The organism is Mycolicibacterium psychrotolerans, assembly GCF_010729305.1.
Taxonomy (GTDB): Bacteria; Actinomycetota; Actinomycetes; order Mycobacteriales; family Mycobacteriaceae; genus Mycobacterium; species Mycobacterium psychrotolerans.
Window position 1 is genome coordinate 2123847 of the sequence record NZ_AP022574.1, and the last position, 21277, is coordinate 2145123.

A 21277-nucleotide genomic window follows, 5' to 3' on the forward strand; every position below is an offset into this window, starting at 1 on the left:
CGTTCGACCCATATCACGTGGAAAACGTCGTTGAAACGGACTCTGACCATGGGCATCTTCCCGTGGTATCTGGCCGCCACGAACTTGTCTTGGTCAGAGAACTTCGGCGGTGACTCCAAGCGCCAATGGCTTCGGATTCGCCTGGGGTAGCGCCTTTTTCGCCGATCCAACGTCTCACCAGGCCCCCACACGGCTGGGCGGTTCCCACCGCGTGTCCGGGGAGCGGACCGGTCCGTTGAGCTCGATGACTCGGAACCTGCTGCGGCACCGCGTTCGCGCAGCCAGGGGTGGCTTGCGCTTCGGGATGCACTCACCAATACGCCGGGATGAGGACTAGCGTCGGAAGTGCGAAGAGGTATTCCTCTGGCGCACACACGTCGTTTCTGGTCACCTGGTGTCGGCGAAAGGGTTCCCGTGCCCCAGACAGGACCGTGGACCGGCGATCCGGTCTGGCTTGCGGACGTACTGCGCGCCGAAGGTGTCCGGCTCGTCGCGTTTCCCGGCTGGCGCGACCGCGGCCACGCAGACTTCAAGGACATTCGCGGCGTGATGGCACACCACACGGGATCAGACAATGCCAGCGCCGCCTCCATCGCTAACGGCAGGGCTGATCTGCCCGGACCGTTGTCGCAGCTGCACATCGCGCGGGACGGCACGGTGACCGTGGTCGCGGTCGGCGTCGCGTGGCACGCCGGCGTCGGCATGTATCCGTGGCTGCCGACCAATATGGGTAACTGGCACATGATCGGGATCGAGTGCGCCAACAGCGGAACAAGTCCCACAGCGCCGCACCGCACAAACTGGCCCGATGCGCAGTACGACGCGCTGGTTCGTAGCTGCGCCGCGATACACCGCCGCCTGGCGCAGAACTCCAGCCGCACGATCGGACACAAGGAGTACGCGGGCCGCGCACAAGGTAAATGGGATCCGGGCGCCATCACCATGGACATCCTGCGCGGGGACATCGAATCCCGCATCGGCGCCGTGTCCAAACCGGCCCCGAGACCGAGACCGCCTGTGCCGGTCGGTGCGTACGCCGACATCCTGCTCTTCCGCGGTTCCGAAGGGCCGCAGGTCGCCCAGCTGCAGCGCCACCTCAAGTACGCCTACGAGGCGTACGCCGGACATCTGGTGATCGACGGCGTGTACGGCCCGCAAACCGAGGCCGCCGTCAAGGAGTTTCAACGCCGCACCCACGGCTTGAAGGTCGACGGCATCGTCGGCCCTGCCACCGCTGCCGCGTTGAACCTGTGGGTGGGGCCACCCGCCGCCTAATCGACTCCGAGACGTCCCGGCACAGCGTCCGGTAGCCGAGTCGCTACCGGCGCGACGTTGACGGGTCTCGAAAAGGTTGAGCGACAGCATGAGTGATGATGCTCAGCGGCGACGGCCGGGACGCCGCCGCCATGCGCGTGGTCGAGTCACACCTGCGGCGCCGCCACGGTTGACGCGGGGCGCAGCCGAGCGATGATGCCGTCGAGGTCACGAATGAACATTTCGGGCCGGAAGACGTGACCGCCGGGCACCTCATGCGCTTCATGCGCAATGCCGGCGTCGGTGAGGCGTTTGCGGAATTCCCGTTGGCCGGCAAGCACCTGGGTCTCGTTCACGCTGTCGAACCAGTTGAGCGGGTCTGGACTCGTGCCGGCGACAAGGAAGATCCGCTTGTTTCGGTAACTCTCGATACGTTCGACCGGATTGTCGGCGCTGACCCTGGCCTGGTCCCAGAACGGCGCGCCGTAGACGGTGCCGCCGGCCAAGTCCAACACCGCCGAGGTGATGTTCGCCCAGTGCACGACCAACCCGAAGTCGCGGCGCAGACTCGCCGGGCCGGAGTGGGCACTCACCGAGGCGAAATGACCGTAGTACTTGGCTGCGTACTTCAGGGCTCCGAAGCCACCCATCGAAAACCCAGACACGGCGCGGCCGTCGTACTCGGCGTAGGTACGGAAATTCGCCTCGATCCAGGGAAGCAACTGGGCGATGTGGAAGGTCTCCCAGTTCCGCGGGCCGACGAACGAAGCGACCGGGTTGGAGTACCAGCCTGCGTGCCCGCCGTCGGGCATCACCACGATGATCGGCTTTCCGGCCGTCAGGTCGCGAATACCCAGGAAGTCGAACTGGCGGAAGTCCTCGGCGCCGCCGTGCAACATGTAGAGGACCGGATAGGTCTGTCCGCTGGTCCGGTAACCGTCGGGAAGCAGAACGTTGACGCCGGGATTCCAGCCGATCGCGGAAGTCTGGAAGCGGTAGTACCACAGGCGAGGGTCGTTCTCGTTGCGGTCGACGATCGTCAGCCCGAACCCGTCGCTGCGCCCGACGAACAGGGCCAGTACCTGCCCAGCATTGATTCGGCTGGGATCGGCGATGCCGTTGACGCTCGCGATCAGCGGATACAGCGAGGCGTCCCCATAGAAGCGCGATGCCAACGCCGCCGTTGTGTCCCCCGCGGCAACCGTATACATCTTGATGTCCGGGATGACCAGCCGTTGCCCCGCATCGATGGCGGCGTGATCGGAGACCCCGCTCGCAGTGGCGATCAGTCGCGATAATTCCTCGTCGCCATAGAAGCGCACAGCCAACGCCGACAGTGTGTCGCCCGCGACAACCGTGTATCTCGCGAAGTCGGGGAGGATCAGCCGCCGTTGGACCTCGACGGCGCCGGGATTGGAGATCCCGCTGGCGGTGGCGATCAGCCGATACAGTTCCGCGTCGCCATAGAAGCGCAACGCCAGTGCCCAGAGCGTTTCCCCGGCGGCAACCGTGTGTGTTCTGACCATCCGTCTCACCCCTCAGTAGCCACGGGTTCCACCCTCGATTGTGCGCGCCTTCGTGGTGGTGTGGGGACGGGTTGGTTGACCTGATCCGAGCGGGTCGGTGCGTGCGCCGTGAGTAGGTGGGGTCGCGGAAAGCAGCGGTCTCGCCCGTGCCAGATGGTGTGGCCGTGGACGCGGAACGGCTTGGTCCAGACCATCAGAGCTGTTGCAGCAGGATGCTTCCCGGCCCGCCGAGCTACTGTGGGCGCCAGGTCAACGCGTCAACGCGGATGACGCGACGTCCCCCGTTGAAATCCCTCGATCATCGACATCCTGGTACATACCGCAATTTGGGGGTATCCCGGCGGAATGTGGAAGCGAACTACTGCGGCCGCAGCGCTGCTCTCGGCGCCGGTGATCGTGTTGGCCGGCTGCGATTCCAATCAGTCAGGCAATGGTGAGGCGAGCAGTTCGTCCACAACGACATCGGCTCAAGCAGGGGCTCAGACCGTCAAGGCAGAGCTGAACACACCCGATGGCAAATCGGTGGCCACCGCGACGATCGACTTCACGGGCGGGTATGCGACGGTGACCGTCGAGACCGCGGCCGCGGGGATCCTGTCCCCGGGCAGCCACGGGATGCACATTCACTCGGTCGGCAAGTGCGAAGCAAACTCGGTCGCCCCGACCGGCGGCGCAGCCGGCGACTTCAACTCCGCAGGCGGTCATCTTCAGGTTGGTGGCCGCACCGACCATCCGGCGAGCGGCGACCTCACACCGCTGTTCGTCCGTGCCGATGGGTCGGGGAAGGTCGTCGCGACCACCGACGCCTTCACCGCTGACGATCTCAAAGGCCCGGAGGGAAGTGCGCTGATCATCCACGCAGGGCCGGACAATTTCGCCAATATCCCCCAGCGCTACACGCGCGACGGTGTGCCAGGCCCAGACGCGGAGACTCTCGCGACAGGCGACTCCGGTGCCCGAGTCGCGTGCGCTGTCCTGGCCCCCGCGAGCGACGCCAGTACGTCGACGTCTGTCTCCACCAGCACTTCGACCATCACGGAGACAACCGCTGCTCCGGTGGCACCCGGCGCCACCAGCTCGACGGCGACATCACCATCACCGGTGACGACCACCCCGTCAACCACCGCGACGACGCCCCCGCCGACACCGTCGACCTCCGTCGTGACCACGACGACGTCTCCACCCGTCACCCCGCCTCCCGGCGGTTGAGCGTATTCGCACCGCCGCCTTCTTGATCCCGCGACCTACGAGCTTCAGGCGCTATCCCGCATATCCGTACCGACGACGCGCAGACGCGGCGGGCCCGCACTCGAGCGTCGCGACCGAATGTCAACGAACCCTGCTTCACGTACGACGCCCAACGGACCGGGTCCGGTGAACCGGGCAAGGCCACATGCCTGGAGCGCATAGCCCGCCTTGGCCTGGCGGAAGCCGACCGTGACCCCGAGGCCGGTCAGGCTGATCATGCCGAAAAGCCCGAGAGCGGCAGCTGTGAACAGTGCCCACACCGACACGCTGCGGATGAACGTGCTGACGCAGGGGGAGTCCAACGGGAAACCCAGATGAGAACGCACATGATTGGTGACAGCTTCAGCGATCGCGGGCAACGATGCCGCCTCAGCCGCCAGTGTCATCGAAATCTGCTGCAAGAAAGCATGATCGATCGGCAGATCTATCCGTGGCATTGCGGCAGGAGCGCCCAGTGTGGTTCTCAGCCACGGAAACTGCGTAGCGAGGTACGCCGGTGTCAACGAGTGCTGCAATAGGGCGCTCATCAGTTGGGTGTCTCTGGCGTCGAGGCGCCTCAGGCCGGGTGTCGCGTCCCATCCGTTCAGTTGCTGCTGCCACTGCATCAGCCATTGAAGCTGGAACCATGTCAGCAGAACGAACCACTGCAGTGTGCCGACGGGCGCGAACGCCGTTGTCGCCGAGACGAGCGGGACCGTCACAGGAACCTCGGTAACAGGAACGGGCGCAACAGTACTGGATTCGAAAGCGGGCAGCGCCGGCTGAACCAGCGTAGCGGCGACACTCTTCACGGCGGAGAAGACACTGGCCGCTGACGCGAGATCGTCAGCGGGCGTTGGGAGGCTCACAGTGATCGTGCTGTCCGCAGGTGTGGTGGTCCCAGCCGCGGAGTCGTCTGTCATCTCGGCTGTTGCGATCACGGTCTCCGACGCGATGGACTCCGAGGGCGAAACTGCCTCGGGAGTCGATGAATTGGGATCGGTCGCAGAGCCGTTGTCTCGCGCGGGTGGGTTCGCGTCGGTAGTCGGGTTGTCTTCGACTGGGACGGGCAGCGTGTCGGGCGTGGTGATCGACGGGTCTGGAGGGGGATCGACCTCGGCAGCGGGTCCGTTGTCCTGGGCAGGTGGGTTCGAGTCGGTTATCGGGTTGTCTTGGTCCTCGATGACCGGAGTGTCGGTCGTCGCGCTCGACGAGTTCGGAGACTCCGAGGACGGGGGATCCGCAGGCGTCAGGGCCGACTCATCGGTTGGCGGACGCTTGTCCGAACCATCGGCATCGTCGGCTTCTCCGACCGTGGTCTCTGTCTGTGACGTCAACGACGAGCGCTGCGCCTCCTGTGGTGACGTGCTGTCGGAGCGGTCAGCAATCGAATAGCTGTGCCGGGTGCTAGGGCCGGTGACGTCCGACGTGTCGGCTCCGGCGTTGGCGTTGGCGATAGCGCCTCCACCAGCCATGACCATGAGGATCAGAAACACTGCGCCACCCACGGCCTCATACCGCCAGTCCGGCAAGGTGGGTCCACTGAGCCACCGGCCACGCGCCCTCATCGTTCTGTCCAGACCTTCTCGTGGTTCTCGGAGGGCCCAATCAAGCCGATGGATGGTCGGCGAGGCGCTCCCTGCGTCGCAATTCGTCGACTTTCTCGACGATATCGCGCTGCGCCTCAGGTGACAGTCCGATCGCCCGTGCCGCCACACGGCGTACACCGTCGTCGCGCAGGCCCGCCAGCAGAGTCGACTCTTGGTCGAGCTTGGCGTAACAGGAGTCGTCGGTGAAGAAATCGGATTTGATCCGGAAGAAGTTGGCCAACGCCGCCATTGTCGCGCCGGACGGATTCGTCCGGTTTCCCGATCTCAGCTGCGACAGGTAGGGGGCCGACATCGTCATGCCCTCTGTCTTGAGCGCCGCGACCACTTCGGCGGAGGTGTGCGGTCCGCGCCCTGGCGGATACACCGTGTCGAAAAGTCTGTTCAACCGCGCTGCGAATGTAGTCATATCCGCTCCTGCCTCTGAGCCTTCGAGCGGCGTGCTGCGGCCCAGAATTCAGAATAGGACCTGGTGCAGCTACGACCAACTGCGCGACTGCCGTCGCGATCCCATCGCGGCACGGACGCGTCGAGTGAGCGCGCTTTCAGGGCGAACCGAAGCCGTACCGGCAAAGCGCAGAAACGCTGTTGCAGGCAAATAGCTGTTCCAGCGAAGTGTCTTCTCAAAGTCACCGGAGACATTCCGTCCATTCTTTTGAATTCGCAAAGATGTTCGGTCGAGTGCGCCTGATATACAGAATTTCTGAGCCGGCCGTGGGGATGCGGTTTCCGCCTGCTGGGCAGTCCCGACTCCGCTCCGCGACGAATACGGGTTCGTGGGACAGTCCGGGATCCAGCACGCGTTGAGGGCGAGCGTTGCAGCGCTGAACATGGTGGTGGCCCTCGCCGGGATCCTCGTCGTGGTCACTCTGAACGTTCGGCTGGAGCGGGGTGCCGGTCCGCCGGTCCTGCCCGACATCTACTACCTCACCGAGAAGATGCCGGTCGGCCAGAGCACGGTGCCCGCGTTGGCCGGCGCGCAATGGGGCACCATCATCGGTGCGCCGCAAGGTGGTCCGGCCCCCGTCAGGCCGCCGGAGTGCGGCGTGTTCCTGTCCGAACGCGAGGCTACGCAGAAGGTGCTGGCGCTGCGCTCCGCCAACGGTGCGGCGATCGGTGTCGAACTGGCCCTGACCCTCCACCCCGTCGACGTGGACAGCCTCGTCCAGACGTGCGCGACGTTCTCTGTGACCACGCCGGCCCTGCGTTCCACGACCCGCCTGGTGGCCGCCCAGTTCGGTCCGATCCCGCCCGAGGCGATCGGCGTGGAGATGCACACGATGACCATGACGGACACGCAGTCTCTCGCCTGGCGCATCGCCATGATCGTGGGCACTCACCGAGGGGTACTGGTGACCGCGGAGTACACGCCCGGTCCGTGCGGCGTCTTCGATCCCGCCCTCGCGGCGAAGCTGCCGGCTCTGTACCGGGCGCAGGTGGCGCGGCTGGACAAGATCTGAATCGCCGGAACAACTCTTCTTGCGTGGCCATGCCACCCCATTGGCGACGCAGTCAGTTGAGCGGTGGGTGTTGGCGCTACCGTTCCGTCGGCAATCGGCGGGCCGACGACCCGCCGGCGGAACTCTCGTCACAGCCAGGCACGCGACGACGGTGAGCCCCAGCAGCAGTCCAGCGGCCCCGAGCGCAGGACCCTGCTCCGCGGCAAGGCCGAGTACGAAGCCGCCGGCGATGACAGCCAGACTGGTGACGATTCTCGTATAGCTGAGGACTACCGCCACGTGCTCTGGGTCGGCGTGATCGAAAAGCCAGTCGTACGCTGCCGGCCACACGGCTTGATTCGCCAACGCAGAGAGAAGCCCCGGCAACAGTTGCCAACGCTGCGACACGATGCCGGTGCGACGGGGCGGCGAAATGCGGCTCAGCCCGGAATCCGGTTCGGACGCACAGCCGCGGTTGGTAGCCGGAGCTGAGTCACACCCTCATGACCACTCTGCGAGCACCCGCATCTTGCCCGCCTTGATCCCCGCGTCCCGACGCAGTTTCTTCAACTCCGGTGCGAAGGCATTGCGCTCGTTGTCCTGAAAGTTCAGCGGCAGATCCAGCGCCTTGATCAGTTTTGCTTCGAGATACCACGGCTCCGGATGCGACACCCAGGACACCGCGGCGTTCTCGGCCATCCATCCGGTCAGGATGGCCTCACCGCCGGCGAAGGTCTGCCGCTTGCCGGAACCGATCCGACGCAGCGAAAAGCCCAGTTCGTCGCCGAGCAGCACCCCCAACGATTTGCGCAGTGTCGAACCATCGGCCCCGGCATTGCCCGCGCCGAAGTGGTAGCGAATGCGTTTGCGGAGATCCTGGGGAGTCTGGGGCTTGCCGTCGGCCCGTGGCGGGCCCGGGGCTGCGCCCACATAGAGCAGTGTCCAGCCGTCACGCTGTTCGCAGCCGGAGGCATCGATGCTGCCGGGGATGTCCCGGAACCACCACCCGTGTGCGCCCGCCTTGGCGGGCACCGGGTCGGCCTCGGAGAACACCTGGTCGCGCGTATAGCGCTGTGCAGCAAGGAAGTTGGAAACAGTGTCCGCGGTCCGCTTGTCGGACATCCTGCCAGCCATACGTCACAGCGTAGTCGCTCGAGTGGATGCCACGAGCAGCGTGGAAGGCGCGACTCAGCGTGACAGGTGGAATCACGCAGTCACCAGTTCACCGTTACGTCGGCGCGCCAGGGTTGCGATCCGCCCGCGCCGCGAGATGATACGGATGTGGTTGATGATGCCAGTGTGACTTCCGCGGTCCCGACGTCCGAGACAGTCGACGAGTCCGTCGCGGCCGCCACGGCCGAACAGCGGACGTGGTCAATGCCGAAGTCCCCGATCACCCGCGAGAAAGCCGACGCGGCCGGCCGCGCGGCGCTGCATGCAGTGAGGGGTCTCGCCGGGTTCGTGGTGAGCTTCGCCCGAACACTGGCCCGTGCGGTCGCCGGGGCCGGTCGCCTGATCGCAGCAGTGCCTCCCGCCGTGCAGCTCTTCTCCGGCGCCGGCGTACTGATGCTGCTGGGCATCGTCGGTGCCATCACACTCGGCAACACTGCCGGGCTGCTCTGCACCGTCGTCGTCATCCCGGTGTGCGCCGGCGTCCTCGGCGCTCTGGGGCACCGCTGGTACAGCGGCCTCGCCGCGGAAGCGATCCCGCGAGCCGACACGCAACGCCCGGAGCCGACCACCGCGGACCTGCAGCGGTCGGTCCACTACGTCGACCGGAAACTGGCGGTGGCCCTCACGTCTCTCGGCACCGAACGTCACCAGCAGGCGGTGATAGCGCTCTTTCAGGCCAAGACGGCCGTCGAGCTCACGCTGGGCACAGAGCAGGACGCCACGAGCTGCAGCGACCTGTCGTTTCGTCCCGACGATTACGCGGTGCGGCCACGGATCCGAGCCGGGACAGAGCCGACGCCCGCTCTGCACGAGAGCAACTCGCTGGCGGCGTCGTGACCGGAGCAGCCATCACGGGCCGGGTCGCGCTCATCGAAGACGACCACACGCTGGTCATCAATCGCGGCAGCGAGGCCGGGGTGCGGCCGGGAATGGTCTTCGTGGTGAGTTCCGGCGCCGGCCCGGTGGTGACGGATCCCGAAACCGGCAGGGAATTGGGGAGATTGAGCCGGGAGAAGCTGCGGGTGCGGGTCTTCGACGCGCAACCTCTGTTCGCCCGTGCACACACTTTCGTCGCGACCGGTGACTTCTACGGTCTGCTCGGAATCCCGTTCATGGCGCCGCCCCGCGAGGACGCCGTGACCGTGGACGTGGGTGACACCGTGGAACTGCTTCGCGAGCCGGCCGACGGACGGGCCGAACGGAACGGAACGGACCGGTAGGACGCTGGTGCACGCCAGCCCGAGAAGCCCTGCCTCAGGCGGTCTCTCGCCGAGGCACGATCATCGTCGGCACCGGGGCGTGCCGCAGGATCCGAGCGGCGGCCGAACCCAGGAACACCTGAGCTGTGGGTCCAGCCGCGCCCGAGCCGAGCACCAGGATGTCGCCGGCCGCCCATGGAACAGCATCCACCGCATCACGCCATGTCGCCCCGGCACCGATCACGACCTCGGCGTCGAAGGTATCGATGCCGGAACGGACCTTCTCCAGTTGAGCCGTGATCTCCTCGTGGGTCCGTTTGGCCCACTGTTTGACGACGAGATCTTCGGCACCCGTTTCGATGGCGCCGCTGAACATCGTCACCGGTCGCACGGTGAACGACGCGATACGTAGTCGCGCCGACCACCGCTGCGCCAACTCCGCACTCGCGGCGATTAATCCGACCGCGTCGGCCTGCCCGCCGTAGGCGGCGGTCAGACGCTCGATCCTGCCGCGCTGCGCGGGATAGCTCCGTGGTGCGATCGCCACCGGGATAGCCGCGGTGTGCACCAGACGATCGGTGACGCTGCCCAGCGCGACCCTGCCGAGCAGGCCCGTCGACGATGAGCCCACCACGACGACGTCGGCGCTCCATTCGGCTGCGAGCTCGGTCAGTCCTTCGGGGACCGATGCGGCCTGGTGCACCACCTGCCACACGTCCAGGTCGTCGGGAAGCTGGTCGACCATGTGTTTGAGGGACTTCTGGGCTTGCGCGCCAACATAGTCGAGGTACTCGTTCTCGACGGGGTCCAGCTTCGGAGGCCACGGCCGCTCGACGATCGCCACCGCGATGATCCGGTCGCCCGTGCAGCGGGACAACTGGGCCGCCAGATGCAGCGGCGCGGATGCCTGACCGCTGGCGTTGACGCCCGCGACGATCGTCATCGGGGAACCTGGTTGCCCACCGCCGCCTTCGCGACGACGTGCGTCACCGGCACCTTGAATTGAGACCGGGCGCGGTCCACGACATCGAAGCGCTGCCAGATCGACAGTTCCGGCGGCAGCGTCGCGATCACGATCTGGTCAGGGTCGAACGTCTCGACGGCGCTATCCAGCGCCCGCAGAGGTCGGTAGTCGCCCAATTCACCTCGTGCATCCAGGTTTTCGCTGCGCAGCGCCGAGAGTGTGGCGTCGAGCCTGGCCTGTGCCGCCTCCTGGGTGGCCTCGGTGACGTCGCGTGGACCGTGGGTGGCCGCCGCCCCTGTGTCGACAGGGCTGGCAGGCACCACCACCAGGTACTGCGCGTCGCGGTCGGCGCCGATGCGGGACAGCTCCTCGAGCAGCTCGCGCGAGTCGAGGGTCTGATTCGCGAGCACGAGAACCCGGTGCGCGGCGCCGGTCGGCGTCTCGACAGGTTCCTGGGGACGTTTCTTCACGAACCACTTGTTCACGGCGAACAGCACGATCACCACCGCCCACGACAGCAGGCTGAGCACCAGTTGCCACCGCAGGGCCTTGTCGATGAACATCTGGACGAGGATCGCGACGATGCCCAGGGCGGTCAGGATGGACAGCACCGGGAACAGCCACATCTTCACGCGGAGTTCGGAATCGGGGGTGCGGTAGCGCAGCACGATCTGCGAGATCGCTATGAGCAGGTACACGAAGAGGATGATCGCGCCACTCGAGTTGAGCAGGAACGCGAAGATGGTGTCGGGCGACACAGCAGCGGCGATCACGCACAGGAACCCGATCACCGACGACGCCAGGATCGCGTTCGCCGGCACGCCGCGGCGGGTCACCTTCACCAAGGCGGGCGGGGCCTCCCGCCGCGCCGCCAGCACGAACAGCATCCGCGACGCGGTGTACATCCCCGAGTTCAGGCAGCTCAGCACCGCCGTCAACACCACCGCGTTCATCACGTGGTCTGCGTAGGGGATCCCCATCTCGGTGAAAGCGGCGACGAACGGCGACGCCGACACGGCGTCGTCGTTCCACGGCAGGATGGTGACCAACAGGAACACCGCGCCGACGTAGAAGATCAGGATGCGCAGGATCACGGAGTTGGCGGCCTTGGCCACCGCGCGTTCCGGGTCCGAGGACTCCGCCGCGGCGATCGTCGCTATTTCGGCGCCGACCATCGAGAAGATGACGGTCACGATGCCGACCGTGATGGCGCCCCATCCGAATGGGGTGAAACCGCCGTGACCGGTCAAGTTGGAGAAGTCCGCCGATTTGCCCGGCCACAGCCCGAAGACGAACGCTGCGCCGAGTGCGATGAACGCAATGATCGCGGCCACCTTGATCCCGGCGAACCAGAATTCGAACTCGCCGTAGGACGCGACGGAGAACAGATTGGTCGCCGTCATCAGAACCATGAACACCAGCGCGGACAGCCAGAGCGGGACGTCGATCCAGTACTGGATGATCTTGGCGCCGGCGATCGCCTCGAAGCCGACCACGATCACCCAGAAATACCAGTACAGCCAGCCCACAGAGAAGCCCGCCCAATGACCCAGCGCGTTACGCGAATAGTCCGCGAACGATCCGGTGGAGGGATTGGCCACCGCCATCTCGGCCAGCATCCGCATCACCATGATGATCAGCACGCCGGCCATGCCGTAAGTCAGGAAGGCGCCGGGGCCGGTGCCGCCGATGACGACGCCGGAGCCGACGAACAGACCGGCTCCGATCACACCGCCGATCGCGATCATCGTGAGTTGGCGCTGGTTGAGCGCCTTCTTCAGAGTGGGTGTCGCGCTCACAGGACCTCCAACGCCGATGGGAACCCAAACCCTCAACCTACGCCCATGTGATCGGTGTCACATAACTTCGGGACTGCTCAGTCAACTGCGCCGCGGGCCGCCTGCTGCTCGTCCTGCCCCGGATGCGTCGTCACATGCTGCGCCGCTGCGAGGTTCGCCATACGCCCGGCGGGCTGTCGTGGCTTCGCCGGAAGGCGCGACTGAATGCTTCCTCGGACTCATAGCCGATGCGGCGCGCGATAGCGGCGATGCTGAGTTGGGTGGTGCTGAGCAGATCGTCGGCCAGGTGCATCCGCCACTCGGTGAGGTATCGGATCGGCGAACGGCCGAGCACATCGCGGAAGCGCTGGTCGAGCACCGAGCGAGATACGCCGACGGTGCCGGCCAGTTCGGCGACGGACCACTTGTGCTCCGGCGCGGTATGCATCCGAGCCATGGCTGGTGCCAGCACGTCGTCGTGGAGGGCAGCGATCCACCCGTGTTCGGCCATCGGCGCCGTCGCGAGGTGCAGGCGCAGCACCTCGGTGAGCAACAGTTCGGGCAGCTTCGTCGAGGACGGCGGCGCGGGAAGTGAATCAGTGGTGACGGCAAGCGCGTAATTGATGCTGGAGGCGACCCAGCGTCCTGCCGGACCCTCCGGAACGCGTACCACGAACACCGGGGGCAACGCCCGCAGTGCCGGGTCGAACAACGGATCATCGGAGTGGAGATGACCGCAGACGAGATCGGTGCGCTCACCGCCGGAGCCGTGGGAGAGCACCGGCATGGTCGTCCAGGGCGGCGGCCCACTCATTAGGGTCAGCAGCGAGACCGTGTCGGCCGGCGTGCACCCACCCATCAGATAATCGTCACCGTAGGGCAAGACGATCACGTCACCCGCTGCAGCCCAGTGCTTTTCACCATCGATGAGTGAGATCCAGCACCTGCCGGCAGCGACGATGTGGAAAAGGATCATCCGGTCCGCGCCCGGTCGCAACAGTTTGGTGATCTCGGTCAACGGGGATGCGAACGACCAACCCTCGGTGAGTTCGGCCCGAAAGAAGATCGCGCCGTCCAGGCGCAGCCTTTCCAGGGCGTCCCGTAGGGGGGCGGGATGGGTCGGTCCGAGACCGGTCACGAGACTACCGACACAGGATTCGGCGTTCCGGCAAGGAGTTCCGGGTTCTCGGTCATTGGCACTGGTCGAGCGGTCATTGATGCTGATGATGTCACGAATCGAGCCCAGTTCAGGGACAAAGAACCACGAGGAAGCCAAGCCATGTCGAAGTACGTCATCGAACGATCAATGCCCGGTGCAGGGCAGCTCTCGCCTGCGGAGCTTCGCGCCGCCTCCATGGTGTCCAACGAAGCCATCGCGACGTTGTCCCCGCGCGTGAAGTGGCAGCAGAGCTATGTCACCGAGGACAAGATCTTCTGCATCTACATCGCCGACAGTCCTGAGGACATCAGCGAACACGCACGTCTGGCCGGGCTACCCGTCGACGCCGTGCACCAGATCGGTTCAGTCATCGACCCTTCGACCGGAGAGCAGTAGACATGTTCCCAACACCCTCTACCAGATGCAGTAGCGCGCTCGGTGCCCCAAAGCAGTGCGGACAACTCATCTCGACGCAGCAGAGCGCGTTCAGGCAGTGGCAATACATGTCCGTTACCTACGGTTCGAACAGTTCTGGAGCGCAAGCCGCCGATCGGGCACAGGTGATCGCACTCGCTCGCGCAGACGCCGCCGGCTGCTACGGCTGACCCACACTCACCACAGAATGAAGAACCACATGACCACGAAGTCCCAGGGCCGACCCACTCGGATGCGTTTCGCCGCGGCCGCCATATTGGCCGTCGGCTCACTCGCAGCCGGGGTGCTCGGTCCGGCTGCACCTGCACCTGCACCTGCACATGCCGCAGGCACCTTCCTCGCCCTTGCCTACCAGCAGTCCTACGGATTCGGCGGCCGACTCGTCTACCGCGACGCTCACGGTGTAGGGCAGAGTCCCGTCTTCGACACTGCGAGGATCAACGCGCTCAACGACTGCCAGAGGAACGGCGGCCAAACCGGTGGAGGTCAATGCCAGGTGCGCGTCGTCGCCAACAGCGAGTGTGCCGCCGTCGCCGCCTCCAACGGAGCAGCCGGATGGAAGATCGCCACCGCGACGTCCTACAACCAGCAACTGGCAGAACAGATCGCGCTGGCCAACAACGGCGGCGGACTCATCGTCGTGTCGGCATGCCCCAGTTAGCGGCCTCTGCTGCGGCGCACTTCCACGGTGACGACCCGACGGCGGGCTTGCTGCCGCTCCACGGGTACGCCGCTGCCGCTGACACGGTCGTCTGCGAGGCTCTCGCCGCCCGCCACTCCTAAGCGGAGCGACGGATCGCCCGGGCGCCCAAGGTCGATGGAGTAAGTCAGCGGCGTAGCGCCTGGAAGATCTCCGTCCAGTGCAGGTGAGCCACGAAGTGGCCGCCGGAGCGAGTGTTCAGCGTGGCTTTCGGAATGCGGTGCGCCAATTCGGCGGGCCATCCGGGATTCAAGAACACGTCGTCAGCACCGGCCCATACGTCGACCGGCACGTCGACGTCCTCAGGGGCGAAACCCCACGGCTGCATCGCGGCGAGGTAGTCGTCGACGTGGCCCTCGGGTTGCCGCATCGCTTCGGCTGTCCTGCGCCCGAAGGTTGCAAATCCTTCATCCCGAATCACGGCGCCGTCGGCGGACGGAAGTTCCCTCGCGGTCAGGCGGCCATACACACCCGGGGCGAATCGCGCCACGGTTCCCATCGACCAAAGGCACTGCCGGGCAAGCCAAGGCGTCCGCTGCGACAGTCGGATGTAGAAACGGTCGACCAGCGGCATTTCCTCGAACCGTCCCGGCTCTGTGAGCGGCAAGCCGCCGGCGATGACCGCGACCCGACGCACTCGCGGTTCCAGTGCGAAGCCGAGTGCCAGCGCGTACTGGCCGCCCATCGACCAGCCCATCGCAGCGAAGTCGTCGAAGCCCAGATGGTCACGCAACTCCGTGACATCCTCGGCCCACTGCACGACCGAGCGACCGGGTCTGGAATCCGACGTCGCGATTCCGGGTCGGTCGACGGCGATCAGGCGAACGCCGCATTCGCCTGCGCTTGCGGCCCCGGCGAGGACGTCGAGGCGGCAGGCCAATCCGCCGTGAGCGTAGACGACCGGGAAGCCGTCGACCGCGCCGTATTCGGCGTAGCCGAGCACACGCTTGTCGGCAAGGACGAGCGTTCTATCGGACGCGGCCAGCATCGGGACGTTGTAGCACAGGTCAACTGACCACCGGGGCGTTACGAGACGTCGGCTCCCATCGATGTTCAGGCCGTCGATTGTGCCGTCCTCTGCTGCTCGGCACGCTGCCGGAGTTAGGCTTTGACCGGTTCGGCGAAGGGATGACGTCGTGGACGGAATCGCTGACATGGGGGGCGCCGAGGGCTGGGGCCGTGTTCCCCGCCCGATCGCCGATGAGCCCACCTTCCCGGAGAAGTGGCAGGGCCGCGCGTTCGCCATGGCGCTGCTGGCGACACAGGCTGCGGGCTGGAATCTCGACGCTTTTCGGCATGCACTCGAGCGGCTCACCCGTTCGGCCTACCTCGATGACGGCTATTTCGGCAGGTGGCTCAACGGTGCGGAACTGATACTCACCGACAGCGGCCTGCTGGCGGAGTCGGCGGTGCGGGCCCGCGCTGCGAACCTTCGCGGCGCTCAGGCGCCCGAACCCTCAGATCCGGTCCCCGCGAGGCCGAAGCGTCAACCGTCTGCCCCCGGGCAGCTACGCACCGTCCCCGTGCCGCCGGCATTCGCGCTGGGCGCCGGCGTCCGAACCAAGAAGGCGTCCTCGCCGGGACACACCCGACTCCCGCGCTACGTACGCGGACACGTCGGGGTGGTCACGGCAATCCAGCCGGCGCACGTCTTCCCCGACACGAACGCCCATTTCCGTGGCAAGAACCCCCAGCACGTCTACACCGTGGGCTTCGACTCTCGGGAACTCTGGGGAGCCGATGCGGAGCGATTCACCGTATCGATCGAGCTTTTCGAGACCTACCTGGAGTCGCCGTGACCGACACCGATGCCTCCTCTGTTCCTCCGGCACTACGGGCGGAGGCGCTCGAACAGCTGCTCACCGAGCGCGGACTCATCGACCCGAACATCGTGGACGGAATCGTCGCCACCTACACGACCAGGGTCGGCCCGCTCAACGGCGCAACGGTGATCTCCACGGCGTGGACGGATCCAAGGTACCGCCGGTGGCTCCTGCAGGACGCCACCGAGGCCATCCGGTACTTCGGGTTCCTCGGCGCCCAAACCGAATACGTCGTCGTGGTCGAGAACACCGCGACGCAGCATCACGTCGTGGTCTGCACTCTGTGTTCGTGTTACCCGTGGCAACTTCTTGGCCTGCCACCGAGTTGGTACAAGGACCCTGCCTATCGGTCCCGGATGGTCAAGGAACCGCGGACTGTCCTCGCCGAGATGGGACTCGACCTGTCGGAGGCTGTGCAGATCACCGTGCACGACTCGAGTAGCGAGGTGCGCTACCTCGTTCTGCCCGAACGGCCACCGGGCACCGAGGGCTTGAGCCGTGACCAACTGGTGCCGTTGATCACCCGGGAGGCGATGGTGGGGGTGGCGAAAGTGCAGGCTCCGTGACCGCCCCGCTCGACGTCGATGGACCGACCGCGCCGCCCCGGCGCAACGGTGAGTTGGTGTTCGAGTATCCCTGGGAAGGAAGAGTTTTCGGCTTGGTCCTCGGTCTGTGCGAGGCCGGTTCGTTCACGTGGCCGCAGTTCCGGGAAGCGCTGATCGCGCGCCTCGGCCAGTGGCAGGCGCAGCCGGCGGAGACGTCGTCGTTCACGTACTACGACCACTGGTTGGCCGCCCTCACCGATGTCCTGGCTGCCGAAGGGGTGCTCAGCGAGGGAGACATCGCCGAGCGCGCCGCCGCCTTGGCTCAGCGTCCCGCCGGCCATGACCATCGGCACTGAAGCATCAGCTCGATCGTGTACGGCCTGCTCACGAGAACAGGTCGGGATGCTCCCTGATGTACTGGCCGGGGCTCAGGGCGGACCCTCCGGTGAGCCTCGCGAAGTCGTCCGTGGCCCGGTCATATCGCCCGGCGCGGTGCAGCAGCGCCATGGTCTCCAGGTGCTGCTGAAGGTGCGCGGGCAGCCCGAGCGGTGCCAGCACGTCCCTGACCCACGTCTCGTGCGGGATATCGGAGCCGTGTATCGGCCGGCCCAGGCCGACGGCATATTCCGCGGCCAGGCCATCGATGTCGAGGGCGGCCGGGCCGGTGAGTTCGTAGATGTTGCCGACATGGGACTTCGGATCGGTGAGCACAACGCTGACCGCTCGGGCGACGTCGCCGGCCGCGATCGGCGAGGTACGTCCCGACCCGAACGGCAGCAGGAGCAGATCGTGGTCGCGCAGGGCCGGTGCGGCGAACCGGGTGAAGAGCGGGTTGTCGAGAAAGGCGGTCGGCCGAACATGGGTCACCGGGAGGCCTGACCAGTTCAAGACGAGCTCGGCGAGATAATGCAGACGGTGCTGGTCGGATTCGGAATCGCTGGTGAGCGTCATCTGCGACACCGTCATCTGGGACATGTTCACCAGCACTTCGAGCCGTCCGTAGTCGCGGGCGGCGGCTGCCATCACCGCCGTCGCCTCGAGGTACTGGGACGAGACGCTCATCGAGAAGAACACGCGGTCAGCGCCCGTCAGCGCACCGACGACGTCCTGCGGCCGCGTGAGATCGCCGACCACCACGTCGACGTCGCGTTCACGCAGTCGCGCGGCTCTGTCATCCTCGCGGTGGACGAAGGCGCGGACGTGGCGCCCGTCGCGGCGCAGTCGCTCGATGACATAGCGGCTCACTCCGCCGGTGCCACCTCCAGCGCCGGTGACCAAGTAGACGGGCTCTGGCATCGTGACTCCTGTCGACTCTGCTCAGCGTCCGCCGACGAGAGGCAGTAGACGTCAGTGCTTTTTGTTGTCGAACAACGTCTCCGTCGTCGACTTCTTCGCCTCCGCTTTGGCGTTCTTGGCGGCGCGTTTCTCCTTGATCGACTTGCCGGAACTCTTGGACATGGCTTGCCGGGGAGATTTGTCGGACATGAGAGCCCCTTGATCCGCGGGGGCCTAGGTGGTCCCGATGACTCGACCGTACTCCTCGACGGACCCCGCGCCGAGCACTACCGACCCGCTCCGGCTGGAATGCGCGTACGCTCATGATCATCGGGCGGCTCGGTCACCGAGCGAAACAGGCCCGACTGAAAAGGAATTCCCATGGCATCGCCAGCGTCGATCCGTTCACCGTACGACCTTCGCGTCGATCTCGTCGCAGACACCATCACCGAACACTCCAAGCTGAAGAGTGATGCTGCGCGCGAACTCGCGGTTCGAATCCTGCACACGCTCAACGGTATTCCCGAGAAGGTGCGCTGATCGGATGACCGTCAAGGTCACTCTGCCCGACGAGCAATTCGACACCTACATGCGGTTCGGCGACACCTACCTCGAGCATGCCGACGGCAGTCTCGAGGTGTTCCGAACAGGGGCCAGATCTCTCAGCTATGCCTCGACGGAATGGATCGGTGTCGAGGGTGATCAGAAGCGCTCGAAGGCGAAGCTGTTTCGGCGCTGACTTCTGCGCGAGCTGATCGACCGGACTTGTCGGACCCCTCTGCCAGGATGGTGGCATGTCCTCGCCTGCAACGTCTTTGGTCGCCTCTAGGCGCATCGACGAGCGGCTGGACGTGTTGTTCGAGGAACTGGCGGAGCTGACCGGCCAGCGCAACGCGATCGATGGCCGCATCGTGTCGATCGTCGCCGAGATCGACCGCGACGGGTTGTGGGCCGCCGCCGGTGCGCGGTCGGTGGAGAACCTGGTGGCGTGGAAGACCGGGGTGTCTGCAACCCGAGCCAAAGCGGTCGCGGCCGTGGCCCACCGCCTCGAAGAGTTCCCCCGCTGCGTCGCGGGGTTGCGCGAGGGTCGGTTGTCGCTGGATCAGGTCGGCGCCATCGCCGCGCGGGCCGGGAAGGGCTCCGACGAGCACTACGCCGAGCTGGCCCGCACGGCCACGGTCAACCAGCTGCGCACCGCCCTCAAACTCGAACCCAAGCCCACACCCGAACCCGAGCCCCAGCCCGATGCCGAGCCCGAGCCCGATGCCGAGACGGCAACAGAGCCCGAGCCGGAGCCGGTGTGCTCGATCACCCAGACCTCCGATGAGCAGTACACCTATTGGCGTATCCGGCTGCCGCATGTGGAATCGGCGATGTTCGAGGCGGCCCTGCAGTCTCACCGTGATGCGCTGATCGCAGACTGGACACCGGACCACGACGACGCCCCGGCAGGTCAGCGACCGCCGATGCCCACCGCCGGCGATGCGTTCCTGCGGCTGGTCGAGGCCGGTTGGGACGCCGACGCGGCCGCACGCCCGCACGGACAGCGCACCACCGTCGTCGTGCACGTCGACATCACAGACAAAGTCGCGGCGCTGCATCTGGGGCCGCTGCTCTCCGACGCCGACCGCCAATATCTTTCCTGCGACGCCACCTGCGAGGTGTGGTTCTCCCGCGACGGCCGTGCCATCGGCGCGGGCCGAGCCACGCGGACAGTGAATCGCCGGCTACGCCGCTTGCTGGAGTACCGGGACCGCACCTGCGTGGTACCGGGGTGTGGAGCCACCCTTGGTCTGCACGCCCACCACCTCGTGCATTGGGAGGACGGCGGACCCACCGAACTGTGGAATCTCGCGCTGGTCTGCCCCTACCACCACCGCGCTCACCACCGCGGGATAATCACCATCACCGGACCCGCGGACCGGCTCGTGGTCACCGACCGCGCCGGCCGAGCCCTGACCAACAGGTCGCTGGCCCGCCCACCCGACACAGCGCCACCCGACGTCGCACCCTGCCCCGGACCGACCGGGGAACGCGCCCAATGGTGGTGGTACCAACCCTTCCAACCAAAGCCGCCACCCTCGGTCAACTAGCCGGAAGAGTTCTGGCAACTGTTAGCCAATTCGCGAAGACTCCGCAGGGTGGCGCACGGGCAGTCGTTGAGTGAGCTAGCGTCTGGCGCCATGAGCAAATTGGCTATGGTGACTATCGGCTTTGCCGGGCTGCTGGCCTGCGCTCCGGTCGCCCACGCGGTCACCCCGGTGGCGCCCGTCCCGCTGCAGCAGAGTTCTGACTGCGATCCGAACTATTCGGGTGCTTGCGTGCCGATTGCCAGCGACGTCGACTGCGCCGGTGGCAGCGGCAACGGCCCCGCCTACGTCCAGGGTCCCGTAACCGTCGCCGGCAGCGACGTCTACGGCCTCGACCGGGACGGCAACGGCACGGCCTGCGAATCGTAGACGGAACGATCAGGGCGAGCGGGGGAGCTGCGCGCCCTCGGCGCGGACCGAACCGCGGCGCCTCGGTGCCTCTTCCACCGCCAGTGGAGTCGCGATGTCCTCCAACGACTTTCCTTCGGCGTCCACCGCCAGGAACCAGGCGACCAGCCCACCGGCGATCATCACCGCCGCACCCAGCAGGTAGCCCAGGAACAGCCGGAACGGCTCGGAGCCGCCCCCCCACGCTGAGGTCCATCGCCTTGAGGAACACGAACGTGCCCAGCGTGCCGAGTACCGCACCGGCGCAATAGGTTCCGTTCACCGCGATGTCGACGCGGCCCCGGTAGCGCGCCGGGATCAGCTCGTCGATCGCCGAGTTGATGGCCGCGTCCTCGCCACCGATCCCCATGCCGGCGATGAACCGGGTGACGTACAGGAACGCCACCCAGCCCGCTCCGTTACCCAACGTCAGCGCTGTCAGCGCGCTGCCGAGAAGATAGACACCGAGCGTCACCATGAACAGATTGCGGCGCCCCAACTTGTCCGACAGCCGTCCGAAGAACAACGCCCCGACCACCTCGCCGGCCAGATAGACCGTCGCGAGGAGGCCGACCGCGGCGGATGAAAGACCAAGCGGGACTTCCCACCGGGATGCGGTCGGAAACACCGAATTCCTTCGTCGGCGTCAGCAGGGGCGCTCACAGAAAGGGCCGGCACGTGACTACGGTTGCGGGC

25 protein-coding genes and 1 pseudogene are annotated in these 21277 nt (G+C 66.2%); 14 read left to right on the forward strand and 12 right to left on the reverse strand.

Going from position 1 to position 21277, the window contains the following annotated elements; genetic code table 11:
- Positions 1 to 414: 414 nt before the first annotated feature.
- Entirely contained in the window at positions 415 to 1275 is an 861-nt protein-coding gene (locus tag G6N45_RS10495) for a peptidoglycan recognition protein family protein (RefSeq protein WP_163722091.1), read from the forward strand.
- Between the two features lie 146 nt (positions 1276 to 1421).
- Here G6N45_RS10495 and G6N45_RS10500 read toward each other — a convergent pair whose 3' ends face one another.
- Positions 1422 to 2780 carry an alpha/beta hydrolase-fold protein gene (locus G6N45_RS10500; RefSeq protein WP_163722094.1) on the reverse strand — a complete coding sequence of 453 codons (1359 nt, stop codon included), beginning with the start codon at positions 2778 to 2780 and terminating at the stop codon, positions 1422 to 1424.
- Positions 2781 to 3125: 345 nt separating this feature from the next.
- Between G6N45_RS10500 and sodC the strand changes: the two genes are divergently transcribed.
- Positions 3126 to 3989: a superoxide dismutase[Cu-Zn] gene (gene sodC / locus G6N45_RS10505; protein WP_163722097.1), complete on the forward strand. Its 864-nt coding sequence runs from the start codon at positions 3126 to 3128 to the stop codon at positions 3987 to 3989.
- A gap of 44 nt (positions 3990 to 4033) precedes the next feature.
- On the opposite strand, the gene G6N45_RS10510 is transcribed toward sodC, so the two are convergent.
- Both G6N45_RS10510 and G6N45_RS10515 read right to left on the reverse strand, forming a co-directional pair.
- On the reverse strand, positions 4034 to 5503 hold the full coding sequence (locus tag G6N45_RS10510) for a hypothetical protein (protein ID WP_163722098.1): 1470 nt from the start codon (positions 5501 to 5503) through the stop codon (positions 4034 to 4036).
- A gap of 112 nt (positions 5504 to 5615) precedes the next feature.
- Positions 5616 to 6023: a helix-turn-helix transcriptional regulator gene (locus G6N45_RS10515; RefSeq protein ID WP_163722100.1), complete on the reverse strand. Its 408-nt coding sequence runs from the start codon at positions 6021 to 6023 to the stop codon at positions 5616 to 5618.
- A 367-nt stretch (positions 6024 to 6390) separates the two neighbouring features.
- Here G6N45_RS10515 and G6N45_RS10520 point away from each other — a divergent pair, with 367 nt between their 5' ends.
- On the forward strand, positions 6391 to 7074 hold the full coding sequence (locus tag G6N45_RS10520; protein WP_163722102.1) for a hypothetical protein: 684 nt from the start codon (positions 6391 to 6393) through the stop codon (positions 7072 to 7074).
- 480 nt (positions 7075 to 7554) lie between these two features.
- Here G6N45_RS10520 and G6N45_RS10525 read toward each other — a convergent pair whose 3' ends face one another.
- Positions 7555 to 8187 carry a GIY-YIG nuclease family protein gene (locus G6N45_RS10525; protein ID WP_163722104.1) on the reverse strand — a complete coding sequence of 211 codons (633 nt, stop codon included), beginning with the start codon at positions 8185 to 8187 and terminating at the stop codon, positions 7555 to 7557.
- Between the two features lie 165 nt (positions 8188 to 8352).
- Here G6N45_RS10525 and G6N45_RS10530 point away from each other — a divergent pair, with 165 nt between their 5' ends.
- On the forward strand, positions 8353 to 9063 hold the full coding sequence (locus G6N45_RS10530) for a hypothetical protein (protein WP_246228941.1): 711 nt from the start codon (positions 8353 to 8355) through the stop codon (positions 9061 to 9063).
- Positions 9060 to 9446, forward strand: a complete 387-nt coding sequence (locus G6N45_RS10535) for a hypothetical protein (protein ID WP_179965309.1) — start codon at positions 9060 to 9062, stop codon at positions 9444 to 9446. Before G6N45_RS10530 ends, G6N45_RS10535 begins: the two co-directional genes overlap by 4 nt.
- A 34-nt stretch (positions 9447 to 9480) precedes the next feature.
- Here the strand turns inward: G6N45_RS10535 and G6N45_RS10540 are convergent, their stop codons facing one another.
- The 3 genes from G6N45_RS10540 to G6N45_RS10550 all read right to left on the reverse strand — a co-directional run bounded on the left by G6N45_RS10540 (position 9481) and on the right by G6N45_RS10550 (position 13443).
- Positions 9481 to 10368, reverse strand: coding sequence for a universal stress protein (locus G6N45_RS10540; RefSeq protein ID WP_163722106.1), 888 nt, complete (start codon positions 10366 to 10368; stop codon positions 9481 to 9483).
- Positions 10365 to 12188, reverse strand: a complete 1824-nt coding sequence (locus G6N45_RS10545) for an amino acid permease (RefSeq protein ID WP_163722108.1) — start codon at positions 12186 to 12188, stop codon at positions 10365 to 10367. Before G6N45_RS10545 ends, G6N45_RS10540 begins: the two co-directional genes overlap by 4 nt.
- Positions 12189 to 12318: 130 nt before the next feature.
- Positions 12319 to 13443 carry an AraC family transcriptional regulator gene (locus tag G6N45_RS10550; protein WP_246228942.1) on the reverse strand — a complete coding sequence of 375 codons (1125 nt, stop codon included), beginning with the start codon at positions 13441 to 13443 and terminating at the stop codon, positions 12319 to 12321.
- 3 nt (positions 13444 to 13446) lie between these two features.
- Here G6N45_RS10550 and G6N45_RS10555 point away from each other — a divergent pair, with 3 nt between their 5' ends.
- Complete coding sequence (locus tag G6N45_RS10555; RefSeq protein WP_057147886.1) at positions 13447 to 13722, forward strand: DUF4242 domain-containing protein; 276 nt, start codon at positions 13447 to 13449, stop codon at positions 13720 to 13722.
- A gap of 238 nt (positions 13723 to 13960) precedes the next feature.
- Positions 13961 to 14422, forward strand: coding sequence for a hypothetical protein (locus G6N45_RS10560; RefSeq protein ID WP_163722110.1), 462 nt, complete (start codon positions 13961 to 13963; stop codon positions 14420 to 14422).
- 166 nt (positions 14423 to 14588) lie between these two features.
- Here G6N45_RS10560 and G6N45_RS10565 read toward each other — a convergent pair whose 3' ends face one another.
- On the reverse strand, positions 14589 to 15449 hold the full coding sequence (locus G6N45_RS10565) for an alpha/beta fold hydrolase (protein ID WP_163722112.1): 861 nt from the start codon (positions 15447 to 15449) through the stop codon (positions 14589 to 14591).
- Positions 15450 to 15597: 148 nt separating this feature from the next.
- Between G6N45_RS10565 and nthB the strand changes: the two genes are divergently transcribed.
- The 3 genes from nthB to G6N45_RS10580 are packed head-to-tail and all read left to right on the forward strand — an operon-like array spanning position 15598 to position 17185.
- Entirely contained in the window at positions 15598 to 16260 is a 663-nt protein-coding gene (nthB, locus tag G6N45_RS10570; protein WP_163722113.1) for a nitrile hydratase subunit beta, read from the forward strand.
- Positions 16257 to 16850, forward strand: coding sequence for a nitrile hydratase subunit alpha (nthA, locus tag G6N45_RS10575; protein ID WP_163722115.1), 594 nt, complete (start codon positions 16257 to 16259; stop codon positions 16848 to 16850). Before nthB ends, nthA begins: the two co-directional genes overlap by 4 nt.
- Complete coding sequence (locus G6N45_RS10580; RefSeq protein WP_163722117.1) at positions 16847 to 17185, forward strand: nitrile hydratase accessory protein; 339 nt, start codon at positions 16847 to 16849, stop codon at positions 17183 to 17185. The genes nthA and G6N45_RS10580 overlap by 4 nt, the downstream gene beginning before the upstream one ends.
- 28 nt (positions 17186 to 17213) lie before the next feature.
- Here G6N45_RS10580 and G6N45_RS10585 read toward each other — a convergent pair whose 3' ends face one another.
- A complete protein-coding gene (locus G6N45_RS10585; RefSeq protein WP_163722119.1) occupies positions 17214 to 18125 on the reverse strand; it encodes an NAD(P)H-binding protein in 912 nt (303 codons plus the stop codon).
- A 51-nt stretch (positions 18126 to 18176) separates the two neighbouring features.
- Positions 18177 to 18314, reverse strand: a complete 138-nt coding sequence (locus G6N45_RS27680; RefSeq protein ID WP_170312435.1) for a hypothetical protein — start codon at positions 18312 to 18314, stop codon at positions 18177 to 18179.
- A gap of 171 nt (positions 18315 to 18485) precedes the next feature.
- Here G6N45_RS27680 and G6N45_RS27685 point away from each other — a divergent pair, with 171 nt between their 5' ends.
- The 4 genes from G6N45_RS27685 (at position 18486) to G6N45_RS10600 (ending at position 20563) form a co-directional block, all read left to right on the forward strand.
- Positions 18486 to 18644, forward strand: a complete 159-nt coding sequence (locus G6N45_RS27685) for a DUF6307 family protein (protein ID WP_170312436.1) — start codon at positions 18486 to 18488, stop codon at positions 18642 to 18644.
- A 4-nt stretch (positions 18645 to 18648) separates the two neighbouring features.
- Positions 18649 to 18843: a hypothetical protein gene (locus G6N45_RS10590; protein WP_057147893.1), complete on the forward strand. Its 195-nt coding sequence runs from the start codon at positions 18649 to 18651 to the stop codon at positions 18841 to 18843.
- A gap of 55 nt (positions 18844 to 18898) precedes the next feature.
- Positions 18899 to 20197, forward strand: a complete 1299-nt coding sequence (locus G6N45_RS10595; RefSeq protein WP_163722121.1) for an HNH endonuclease signature motif containing protein — start codon at positions 18899 to 18901, stop codon at positions 20195 to 20197.
- Between the two features lie 90 nt (positions 20198 to 20287).
- Complete coding sequence (locus G6N45_RS10600; protein ID WP_163722123.1) at positions 20288 to 20563, forward strand: hypothetical protein; 276 nt, start codon at positions 20288 to 20290, stop codon at positions 20561 to 20563.
- A gap of 9 nt (positions 20564 to 20572) precedes the next feature.
- Here the strand turns inward: G6N45_RS10600 and G6N45_RS10605 are convergent, their stop codons facing one another.
- On the reverse strand, positions 20573 to 20842 hold the full coding sequence (locus G6N45_RS10605; RefSeq protein ID WP_163722124.1) for a hypothetical protein: 270 nt from the start codon (positions 20840 to 20842) through the stop codon (positions 20573 to 20575).
- A 10-nt stretch (positions 20843 to 20852) separates the two neighbouring features.
- Positions 20853 to 21209, reverse strand: a pseudogene (locus G6N45_RS10610) (MFS transporter); the annotation flags it as partial.
- Between the last annotated feature and the right edge of the window lie 68 nt (positions 21210 to 21277).

Coding starts and splice junctions, on each gene's coding strand:
- G6N45_RS10590 (WP_057147893.1), top strand. CDS start 18,649: ATGACCGTCAAGGTCACTCTGCCCGACGAGCAATTCGACACCTACATG.
- G6N45_RS10525 (WP_163722104.1), bottom strand. CDS start 8,187: ATGGCTGGCAGGATGTCCGACAAGCGGACCGCGGACACTGTTTCCAAC.
- G6N45_RS10565 (WP_163722112.1), bottom strand. CDS start 15,449: ATGCTGGCCGCGTCCGATAGAACGCTCGTCCTTGCCGACAAGCGTGTG.
- G6N45_RS10500 (WP_163722094.1), bottom strand. CDS start 2,780: ATGGTCAGAACACACACGGTTGCCGCCGGGGAAACGCTCTGGGCACTG.
- G6N45_RS10540 (WP_163722106.1), bottom strand. CDS start 10,368: ATGACGATCGTCGCGGGCGTCAACGCCAGCGGTCAGGCATCCGCGCCG.
- G6N45_RS27680 (WP_170312435.1), bottom strand. CDS start 18,314: ATGTCCGACAAATCTCCCCGGCAAGCCATGTCCAAGAGTTCCGGCAAG.
- G6N45_RS27685 (WP_170312436.1), top strand. CDS start 18,486: ATGGCATCGCCAGCGTCGATCCGTTCACCGTACGACCTTCGCGTCGAT.
- sodC (WP_163722097.1), top strand. CDS start 3,126: ATGTGGAAGCGAACTACTGCGGCCGCAGCGCTGCTCTCGGCGCCGGTG.
- G6N45_RS10515 (WP_163722100.1), bottom strand. CDS start 6,023: ATGACTACATTCGCAGCGCGGTTGAACAGACTTTTCGACACGGTGTAT.
- G6N45_RS10585 (WP_163722119.1), bottom strand. CDS start 18,125: ATGCCAGAGCCCGTCTACTTGGTCACCGGCGCTGGAGGTGGCACCGGC.
- G6N45_RS10555 (WP_057147886.1), top strand. CDS start 13,447: ATGTCGAAGTACGTCATCGAACGATCAATGCCCGGTGCAGGGCAGCTC.
- G6N45_RS10600 (WP_163722123.1), top strand. CDS start 20,288: ATGAGCAAATTGGCTATGGTGACTATCGGCTTTGCCGGGCTGCTGGCC.
- G6N45_RS10560 (WP_163722110.1), top strand. CDS start 13,961: ATGACCACGAAGTCCCAGGGCCGACCCACTCGGATGCGTTTCGCCGCG.
- G6N45_RS10595 (WP_163722121.1), top strand. CDS start 18,899: ATGTCCTCGCCTGCAACGTCTTTGGTCGCCTCTAGGCGCATCGACGAG.